Here is a 1,070-nt window from a genome sequence, read left to right as displayed (position 1 = left end):
GGAGTGGGCTGCACCAGAAGTAGATAGCTTAACCCCGATCTTCTAGGAGAAAGGGGAGGGCGTTTACCACGGTGTGGTTCATGACTGGGGTGAAGTCGTAACAAGGTAGCCCTAGGGGAACCTGGGGCTGGATCACCTCCTTACCTAAAGACTTACTGTTTTATGCAGTGTCCACACAGATTGCCTGGTTAAAATGTAGAGAGCATTCAAGTTGCCCAACAACTTGAATAGAAAACTAAGTCCCGTTCGTCTAGAGGCCTAGGACACCGCCCTTTCACGGCGGTAACAGGGGTTCGACTCCCCTACGGGACGCCACTTCTTTTAGAAACTATTCTCTGAGAAGAACAAAGGGTCGTTAGCTCAGTTGGTAGAGCAGTTGACTTTTAATCAATTGGTCGCAGGTTCGAATCCTGCACGACCCACCATCTTCTCTTCGAGGATGTAAAACATCGGAGGGCGATTAGCTCAGTTGGGAGAGCACCTCCCTTACAAGGAGGGGGTCACTGGTTCGAGCCCGGTATCGCCCACCACTTTTCCTTTATGCTGTGTTATAGCATTTCTCGTTTAGCGAACTAAACGTCGAAATACTATGCCTTGCCTAAAGAAAAAGCCTTTCTTCGGAAAGAATCCATTACGATGGGGCTATAGCTCAGCTGGGAGAGCGCTWCGCTGGCAGCGWAGAGGTCWGCGGTTCGATCCCGCATAGCTCCACCACTCTCTAAATATTTTCTGCACAAAAGCAGATTCAATAGCGAAATACTGCTGTTGGGTCGATTTTGTGTCGCTGAAAGTCTTTAGAAAGTGGATCTTCTATCTCTTTGGAGATAATGAAACACATGCTCTTTAACAATCTGGAAAGCTGACTAGTAAATTGAATTTTCGAATTCAATTACAAATGTTTTTTATGACTTCTTATTTAAAGAAGGGATAAAAAACGAGTTCTCAAAACAAACACATTCAAGTGTCTTGTGTAAGAGTCCGGCGAAAACAAATCCTCTCTTTTAAGAGAGAAACCTTGGTTGTTGCCATACGAAACCTCTTGGGGTTGTATGGTTAAGTGACTAAGCGTA

General features: G+C 45.5%; 4 tRNA genes and 1 rRNA gene. All 5 read left to right on the top strand.

Features of this window, described 5'->3' with window-relative positions:
* Positions 1 to 143: ribosomal RNA gene (locus tag L4D76_RS28620) — 16S ribosomal RNA — on the top strand; the annotation flags it as partial.
* Positions 144 to 239: 96 nt separating this feature from the next.
* Positions 240 to 315, top strand: a tRNA-Glu gene (locus L4D76_RS28615).
* Positions 316 to 349: 34 nt separating this feature from the next.
* Positions 350 to 425 (top strand) — tRNA-Lys (locus L4D76_RS28610).
* A 29-nt stretch (positions 426 to 454) separates the two neighbouring features.
* Positions 455 to 530 (top strand) — tRNA-Val (locus L4D76_RS28605).
* 108 nt (positions 531 to 638) lie between these two features.
* Positions 639 to 714, top strand: a tRNA-Ala gene (locus L4D76_RS28600).
* Positions 715 to 1,070: the final 356 nt, after the last annotated feature.

The sequence above is a fragment of the Photobacterium sagamiensis genome (assembly GCF_050337085.1).
GTDB classification, from domain to species: domain Bacteria; phylum Pseudomonadota; class Gammaproteobacteria; order Enterobacterales; family Vibrionaceae; genus Photobacterium; species Photobacterium sagamiensis.
The sequence above is the reverse complement of the archived record's forward strand: the minus strand, read 5'-3'. Positions and strand labels throughout refer to the sequence as shown.